This is a genomic window from Acidovorax sp. PRC11 (assembly GCF_031844105.1).
Lineage (GTDB): Bacteria > Pseudomonadota > Gammaproteobacteria > Burkholderiales > Burkholderiaceae_C > Paracidovorax.
In genome coordinates this window covers 45,006-53,426 of record NZ_JAUZUQ010000028.1, presented here as the reverse complement: position 1 = coordinate 53,426, position 8,421 = coordinate 45,006, and the positions used below count along the sequence as shown (strand labels likewise).

At 70.0% G+C, this 8,421-nt stretch carries 5 protein-coding genes and 1 pseudogene; 1 reads left to right on the top strand and 5 read right to left on the bottom strand.

Annotation, left to right across the window (positions count from 1 at the left end; all coding sequences use genetic code 11):
* From Q9R47_RS21950 to Q9R47_RS21930, 5 genes and pseudogenes are all read right to left on the bottom strand, one after another.
* A pseudogene (locus tag Q9R47_RS21950) lies at positions 1 to 393 on the bottom strand (hypothetical protein); the annotation flags it as partial.
* A gap of 284 nt (positions 394 to 677) precedes the next feature.
* Positions 678 to 2,633 (bottom strand): alkaline phosphatase PhoX, encoded by a 1,956-nt coding sequence (locus tag Q9R47_RS21945; RefSeq protein WP_311235239.1) that lies wholly within the window; start codon positions 2,631 to 2,633, stop codon positions 678 to 680.
* A 207-nt stretch (positions 2,634 to 2,840) separates the two neighbouring features.
* On the bottom strand, positions 2,841 to 3,662 hold the full coding sequence (locus Q9R47_RS21940) for a BPSS1780 family membrane protein (protein WP_311235238.1): 822 nt from the start codon (positions 3,660 to 3,662) through the stop codon (positions 2,841 to 2,843).
* A gap of 275 nt (positions 3,663 to 3,937) precedes the next feature.
* Positions 3,938 to 4,912: a homoserine kinase gene (locus tag Q9R47_RS21935; RefSeq protein ID WP_311235237.1), complete on the bottom strand. Its 975-nt coding sequence runs from the start codon at positions 4,910 to 4,912 to the stop codon at positions 3,938 to 3,940.
* A 169-nt stretch (positions 4,913 to 5,081) separates the two neighbouring features.
* Entirely contained in the window at positions 5,082 to 5,462 is a 381-nt protein-coding gene (locus tag Q9R47_RS21930) for a hypothetical protein (protein WP_311235236.1), read from the bottom strand.
* 58 nt (positions 5,463 to 5,520) lie between these two features.
* Here Q9R47_RS21930 and polA point away from each other — a divergent pair, with 58 nt between their 5' ends.
* A complete protein-coding gene (gene polA, locus Q9R47_RS21925; protein ID WP_311235235.1) occupies positions 5,521 to 8,304 on the top strand; it encodes a DNA polymerase I in 2,784 nt (927 codons plus the stop codon).
* Positions 8,305 to 8,421 lie beyond the last annotated feature (117 nt).

Here is an 8,421-nt window from a genome sequence, read left to right as displayed (position 1 = left end):
GCCGGTGGCTCCGGTGGGGCCTGCGGTGCCCGTGGCGCCCGTTCCCGCGGGTCCGGTCGCGCCCGTGGCGCCCGCAGGGCCCGTCGCCCCCGTCGCACCGGCCGGGCCGGTCGCGCCGATCACGCTGGCGCTGCAATTGCCGAGTACGCCGCCGGGGCCGTGGCACACCAGCGTCCCCTGCGAGGGCGCCGTGGCGAGACCCGGCACGGTCACGGTGCCCGACGCCTCGTCGACGCGCAGGCGGATCTGGGCCTTGTCGCTGCTGGTGACCGACAAACCGCCGTTGGGCGGAGGCGCGAGCACGATATCGGCCGCCAGGGCGGCGTGGGCGTGCAGTGCGCCCGCGCAGAGGATGGCGATGAAGCGCTTGCGTTGCGGAGGAAGAAAAGACATGGCGTCCCCGACGGAAGAATCGCCGGAGTGTAGGGAGGCCCGCAGCAAAATGCAGTTTTCTGTAATGCGTTGTATTAAGCTTTCTTTCAACGTTCCGAAAACGGCTCAACCGTAGGGCCAAACTCCACGGCTTCGGGCCTCGCCAGGTTCCCGGTCCGGCACGGGGCGTCCGTGCGCCTGCGCAGGCAAAAAAAAGCGAGGCCCGGACAGGGCCTCGCTGAAGACATGCGCCATCGGGCGCGCAGCGTCCGCGGCGCATCCGGCGGACGGTGTCTTGGGTACGGTCAGGCGCTCAGCTTCATCTGCCGGGGCGTGCCGGTCAGGTAGCCCACGGCGGAGCCGAACTTGTCCTTGTAGTTGGCGCGGATCAGCGGATCGAGCTGGTCCTTCACCTTGGAGTGGATGCTGCCCCAGTCACCGGCGTGCTGGAAGTTGCTCATGATGTAGGTGAAGCCGTTGATCTCGTCCACGGCGTGCAGGCCGGTGGATTCGCCGCCCGCGGGCACCGACATGACGCGCGAGAGCTGCTTCGTGTCCACGTTGTAGGCCCAGAGGAAGTTGTTCACGTGCTGGCTGCTGTCCTCGCCGATGAACAGCGTGCGCAGCTTCTCGGAGAACTTCAGGTTGTCCGGGTTGGCGATGTTGTTGGGGTTGGCCGTGTTGCCCAGGGCGTCGGCGGAGATGTCCTCGCCCGCCAGCAGGGCCTTGGTGTCCACGGGCATCCACTCGCTGTTGATCGCGTTGCCCTGGGTGTCCTTCTGGCCGCCGCGCAGGTTGAGCGCCATCACCGCGCCCGCCACGAGCTGCTTGGGCACCGAGATGCCGTTGCCCGGCACGTTGGCGGCGTTGCCGGCCACCATCGACGACTGCACGTTCTGCAGCGCCGAGTAGGCGACCTTGTCGCGGGCGTTGACGGTGGTGCCTTCCATCTTCGTGAAGCCCAGGCTCGCGCCGGCGAACGCGGCGTAGCGGTGGGTTTCCAGGAAGGCGGCGGCCTTCTCCATGCCGGGGTTGATCTTGATCCACTCGGTCTTGCCGTTGGCGACGATCTTCGTGTAGCCCGCGTCCTTCGGATCGGTGGAGGTCACGGACATGATGTCGGTCGGCTTGAGCGTGTTGGCCAGGTTCTCGATCTCCGCGCTGGTGGCCGAGCCGAGCTTGATCCAGGTGAGCGGGGCCGCCGAGTTCGCGGCCGGGTCGATCGAGAAGCCGGAGCCGACCTTGGCCGCGTACAGCGTGCCGGAGGACAGGTCTTTTTCCTTGTCGGCCACGAAGACGAAGTAGCCGCTGTTGGTGGCGTCGTCGCCCATCAGGGCCGTGCGCTGGTCGGGCATTACCTGCACCAGCTCATGGGAGATGCGGCCCATGCAGAAATGCTTCTTGATGGAGGCGGTGCCGTCCGCGTTCACCGTCACTTCGGGCATGTGGCCGTAGTGGTAGGGATTGGCGGCCGTCTCGCTGCCGTACAGGTTCTTGCTGTAGGCCTTGAACTGCGCGTTCGAGGCGGCGCTGAACGCATCGGGTTCGTACTCCTCGCTGGAGAGGTGCGTGCCCCAGGGCGACAGGCTGGCGCCGCAGGTGATCCACAGGCCGTGCACCTTGGAGGTGTCGACGTTGTGGTACTTCACGAGCGAGAGCTTGCCGGTGGCGGGGTCCTGGTCGAGCGAGAGCACCGCGATCGGGGAGGGCAGCTTGCCGTACATGTCGGTCTTGCCGTCCTGCGCCCAGGTGGTGTATTCGAACTGCACCACCGCGAACACGGGATTGCCCTTCACGCCGTCGACCTTGGCATTGGGCACGGTCAGCAGCGAGGTGCCGTCCGGCGAATCGGAGAAGAACTGGCGCTCCTTGCCGGCCACGGTCGCGTCGATGATGGGCTTGTTGTTGATGTCCACATAGCCGCCGGCCAGGATCGTGCCGCCCTTGCCGTCGGACACGCGGTCGCCCGTGACGAAGAAGGGCTGGTAGGCGAGCTGGTAGCTCTGCACCGAGTCGTCGCTGAACTTGACGTTCAGCGTGGAGCCGACGGTGGTCGTCGCCATCGCGGCGGGGTTGGACAGCGAGGGCGCGGCCATCGACGTGAAGCTGGCGGACGCGAAGGCGGGGTTGATGCCGCCGCTGCCGCCGCCGCAGGCGGCCAGCAGGGAAGCGGCGGATGCGCTGGCGCCCAGCGGCAGCAGCGGCACGCCGGCCAGGAATTGCAGGGCCTTGCGGCGGGAGGGCATCGGGGTGTGGGACATCGTGGATTCCGGGTGGGTCGGTCTGCGGTGCGGCGCCGCCGCCGTCGCCTTCGCGGGGAAGGCCGTGGGGCGGGCTCTCGATGGGCGGGCCGGGCGATGCCGTGCCTGCCTCCGGACCGGGATGCTAGGAACCCGTGATGACAGTGGTTTGACGGTTGCATGACGGCGCCGTGACGTGCGCCGTGGCGGCCCCGGGCCCGCTGCCCGTCAGGCCGCGGTCGGGCCCGCGCCTTCTTCCACGGCGGGCAGCCGCTCGGGCGGCTCGAAGCAGTCGCGGAACGAGAACACGACCGAAGTGAAGAACATGGCGGCCAGCAGCATCGCGGTGCCCACCATGATGCCCGCCGCGAGCGCCGAGCCCAGGCCCAGCAGCGCCAGCAGCGTCACCGCCACGCTGGCGGCGATCCCCGCACCCAGGAAGACGCCCGTCCATGCCAGGCCGTACACCGTGAACGCGCCGATGTTGCGCAGGCACGCCACGATGCTGAAGAACAGCGCCTTCACGGGCGGGACGCCGTGCCAGTGCACGAGGCCCGGCGCATGCCAGAACAGCAGCGACAGCGGCAGGTAGAGCGCCAGCGAGAGCCACATCGCCGCCTGGAACTGCGGCAGCTCCGCCACTGCGCGGGTGAGTTCCTCGCCGCCGAGGTAGACGCGCGCGAACTGCCCGCCGTCCAGCAGCGCCGAAATGCCCATGACGCCCAGGAAGCCCAGGGCGTAGAGCGCGCCCAGCAGCAGCATGGAGCGCAGCCGCTGGCGCCCGGTGCGGAACGCCACCAGCAGCAGCGCCGGCGTGGGGAAGCGCCCCTGCGTCGCGTCGCCGGCCGCCACCATCATGGCCAGCGTGGCCGAGGGCAGCAGGGCCAGCGCCACGGCCGGGCCCACGAGCGGCAGCAGGGTGGCGATCGACATCGCCATCATCGTCATGAAGAACAGCGCCGCGAGCGCCATGGGCTGGCGCCAGAACACGCGGATGCCGAGGCGGACCCATTCCAGGCCGGCGCGGGCGGGGACGATGTGCAGTTTCATGGCGGTGCGGTGTGCGGGGTTCTCTCACACCTTCTCAGATGCGAGGAGCCGGGCGCTTCGTGGAAGCAGTGGATGCTTGGGGCAGGTGGGCGGCGAAAGGGGTTTCGGCAGGCACGGGGCAAGCGGCATTCCACCGCCTGCGTGCTCTGGGGCATTGTCGCGCCGAAGCCACCTGGAGGCGCTGGATAACGCCGATTTCCGGGGGCTTGCGGAGGTCATGGTGGCGGCGAGGCCACACTCGGTGCGCGCGAAGGCGGAAAGGGCGCGGTGCCGGCTCAGCCGTCGATGCCGCCGCCCGCGCGCGCATGCAGCGGCCGCGCGATCCGCCCGCGCAGCACCCGCTCGAAATGCGTGGGGTCGTGCGGCGTGAGCAGGCTGGCCTCGCGCGGCAGGTGGAAGTCCCACAGCCGGGAGATCCAGAACCGCAGCGCGCCGGCGCGCAGCATGGCCGGCAGCAGGGCGCGTTCGTCGGCGGTGAGGGGGCGCACGGCCTGGTAGGCGTCCAGCAGGGCCGCGGCGCGCGCGGGCTCGTGCGTGCCGGTCGGCAGGTCGATGCTCCAGTCGTTCAGGCACACGGCCAGATCGAACAGCCAGGTGTCGGTCCCCGCGAAGTAGAAGTCGAAGAAGCCGGTGAGCGTCTCGCCATCGAACATCGCGTTGTCGCGGAACAGGTCGGCATGCACCGGCCCCCGCGGCAGCCCCGCGTACGCCGCCGAGGCCGCGACATGGTTCTGGTAGGCCAGCTCGGAGCGCAGCAGGGTGGCCTGCGCGGCATCGAGGTGGGGCAGCACCACGGGCACCGTCTCGTTCCACCAGGCCAGGCCGCGCAGGTTGGGCTGGCGGCGTTCGTAGTCGCGGCCGGCCAGGTGCATGCGGGCGAGCATGTCGCCCAGCGCGGCGCAGTGCACCGGTTCGGGCGCGAGCTGGCTCTTGCCCGCCAGCTTGTTGACCACGGCCGCGGGCTTGCCTGCCACCGTGTGGAGGATGTGGCCGTGCCGGTCGCCGCGCGGATCGGGCACGGGAATGCCCGCGCGGGCCAGGTGCTGCATCAGGTGCAGGTAGAACGGCAACTGCTCGGCCGTGAGGCGCTCGAACAGCGTGAGCACGTACTCGCCCTGGTCGCTGGTGAGGAAGTAATTGGTGTTCTCGATCCCGCCCTCGATCCCGCGCAGCGACACCAGGCTGCCCAGTTGCACACGGCGCAGCAGATCGCGCGCCTCTTTCTTGGAGACTTCGGTGAAAACAGCCATTGCCGGGCGACGGAAGCGTCAGAGGGGGAAGAAGAGGGGACGGGGAAGGGAAGAAGGAAGCGGCGAAGCGCGAGGGGGCACACGCTGCGGGCTGCGCGCCCGGTGCCGCGCGCGTGCGGGCGGGCGGAACCAGCCTGGGCGGCGCGGCGCGGGAGCGGGGCTGGCGCCCTCAGAACTTCATGACGTTCCAGACGCGCGGGCCGGTGATGGTTTCCGAGCCGTTGCGGCCGCCGGGCTGGGCGCGCGCGCCGTCGGACGGCTGCACCTCGTATTCGGGCATCGTGCTGCCGGCCTTGGGCTGCACCGTGATGCTCTGCGTCTGCCCGCCCACGCGCACCTCGTCCACGCGGCTGCCGCCGTCCTCGATGCGGATGCGTTCCACGCGCTGGTTCAGGCGGCCCGGTTCCGTGCCCGTGGCGCCGGCCTGGCCGTCCGCGGCCACCGGGGCCTGGGCCGGTGCGGCCTGCGGAGCGGGTGCCGGTGCGGCGGTCTGGGCGAAGGCCGGGGCGGAGGCCAGGGCCAGGAGGGAGAGGAGATGGGCGGCGCGCATGGGCGGATTGTAGGCCCGGGCGGGCGCCGGCGGCCGCCGGCGGGCACAATCCCGGACCATGAGCAAACCCAAGACCCTGGTGCTGGTGGACGGCTCCAGCTACCTCTACCGCGCCTTCCATGCGATGCCCGACCTGCGGGCGGTGCCCGGCGATCCGGCCAGTCCCGCCACGGGGGCCATCCGCGGCATGATCAACATGCTGCAGGCGCTGCGCAGGGACTACCCCGCCGACTACGCCGCGTGCGTGTTCGACGCGAGCGGGCCGACCTTCCGCGACACGCTCTACCCCGAATACAAGGCGCACCGCGCGCCCATGCCCGACGACCTGCGCGCGCAGATCGAGCCCATCCACGAAGTGGTGCGCCTGCTCGGCTGGCCGGTGGTCTGCGTGCCGGGCGTCGAGGCGGACGACGTCATCGGCACCCTGGCGGCCAGCGCGGCGCGCCAGGGCATCGACGTCATCGTCTCCAGCGGCGACAAGGACCTCTCGCAGCTGGTCGACGAGCACATCACCATCATCGACACCATGAGCGGCAAGCGCCGCGACGTGGCCGGCGTCACCGCCGAGTTCGGCGTGCCGCCCTCGCTCATGGTCGATTACCAGACCCTGGTGGGCGACGCGGTGGACAACGTTCCGGGCGTGCCCAAGGTCGGCCCCAAGACCGCCGCCAAGTGGCTGAACGAATACGGCTCGCTCGACGGCCTGCTGGCGCGCGCGGGCGAGATCAAGGGCGTGGCGGGCGAGAACCTGCGCAATGCGCTCGACTGGCTGCCCAAGGGCCGCGAGCTGGTCACCATCCGCACCGATTGCGACCTGGCCGGGCACGTGGAAGGCCTGCCGGCGCTCGACGGCATCACGGCCGGCGCGCTGGAGACGGCGCAGCTGCGCGAGTTCTACGAAAAATTCGGCTTCAAGGGGCTGGCACGTGCGCTGGAGGACACCACGCCCGCCAACGCCACGGCCACGCTGCCCGGTGCGAGCGGCGACCTGTTCGCCGACAGCGGCCCGACCTTCGTGGCCGAGGCCGCGCAGGGGCGCGAGGTGGCCTACGACACGATCCTCACCTGGGAGGAGTTCGACCGCTGGTTCGCCCGCATCCAGGCCGCGGACCTGGTCGCGCTCGATACCGAGACCAACTCGCTCGACGAACTGCGCGCCCGGATCGTGGGCCTGAGCTTCAGCGTGGAGCCCGGCGCCGCCGCGTACATTCCGCTCGCGCATTCCGGCCCCGACGCGCCCGAGCAGCTGCCGCTGGATACCGTGCTGGAACGCCTGAAGCCCTGGCTGGAGGATGCCGCGCGGCCGAAGCTGGGCCAGCACGTCAAGTACGACCGCCACGTGTTCGCCAACCACGGCATCGACGTGCGCGGCTATGCGCACGACACCATGCTGCAGAGCTATGTGCTGGAAGTGCACCGGCCGCACAACCTCGCGAGCCTGGCCGAGCGCCACACGGGCCGCTCCGGCATCAGCTACGAAGACCTCTGCGGCAAGGGCGCGAAGCAGATTCCGTTCGCGCAGGTGCCGGTCGACCAGGCCGCCGCCTATTCCTGCGAGGACTCGGACCAGACGCTCGACGTGCACCGCGTGCTGTGGCCGCTGATCGAGGCCGACGAGAAGCTCTCCGCCATCTACGCGCTGGAGATGGCCAGCAGCGAAGTGCTGTTCCGCATCGAGCGCAACGGCGTGCTGATCGACACGGCCACGCTGCAGCAGCAGAGCCACGACCTGGGCCAGCGCATCCTCAAGCTGGAGCAGGAGGCCTACGACATCGCCGGGCAGCCGTTCAACCTCGGCAGCCCCAAGCAGCTCGGCGAGATCTTCTTCGACAAGCTCGGCCTGCCGGTCGTGAAGAAGACCGCCACCGGCGCGCGCAGCACCGACGAAGAGGTGCTGGAGAAGCTCGCCGAGGACTACCCGCTGCCCGCGAAGATCCTGGAGCACCGCAGCCTCTCCAAGCTCAAGGGCACCTACACCGACAAGCTCGGCCAGCTGGCCGACCCGCGCACGGGCCGCGTGCACACGCACTACGCGCAGGCCGTGGCGGTGACGGGGCGGCTGTCGAGCAACGAGCCCAACCTGCAGAACATCCCCATCCGCACGGCCGAGGGCCGGCGCGTGCGCGAGGCCTTCGTGGCCCCGCCGGGCCGCGTGATCGCGAGCGCCGACTACAGCCAGATCGAGCTGCGCATCATGGCCCACCTGAGCGGCGACGACGCGCTGCTGCGCGCCTTCACCGAAGGGCTGGACGTGCACCGCGCCACCGCGGCCGAGGTGTTCGGCGTCTCGGTGGACCAGGTGAGCAGCGAGCAGCGCCGCTATGCCAAGGTGATCAACTTCGGGCTGATCTACGGCATGAGCAGCTTCGGCCTGGCGCGCAACCTGGGCATCGACAACAAGGCCGCGGCCGCCTACATCGACCGCTACTTCCAGCGCTACCCCGGCGTGAAGCAGTACATGGACGAGACCAAGGCCGCCGCCAAGACGCGCGGCTACGTCGAGACCGTCTTCGGCCGCCGGCTCTACCTGCCCGAGATCAACTCGCCCAACGGCCCGCGGCGCGGCGCCGCAGAGCGCGCGGCCATCAACGCACCCATGCAGGGCACCGCGGCCGACCTGATCAAGAAGGCGATGGTGGCCGTGCAGGACGTGCTGGACGCCGAAAAGCCCGGCGTGCTGATGATCATGCAGGTGCACGACGAACTGGTGTTCGAGTTGCCGGAGGAGGAAGCTGGCTGGCTGCGCACGGAGATTCCGCGGCTCATGGCGGGCGTGGCCGAACTCAAGGTGCCGCTGCTGGCCGAGGTGGGCATGGGGCCGAACTGGGAGAAGGCGCACTGACGGGGCCGTTAGAGGCCCGCGGTACTTGGCCGGGGAAGGAGGACTGTGCCACGGTCCCGGTGAATGGTCGGGCCTGGTATGGAAAGCGGTGAACGAGGCCTCTGTTTTGGCGGCCTG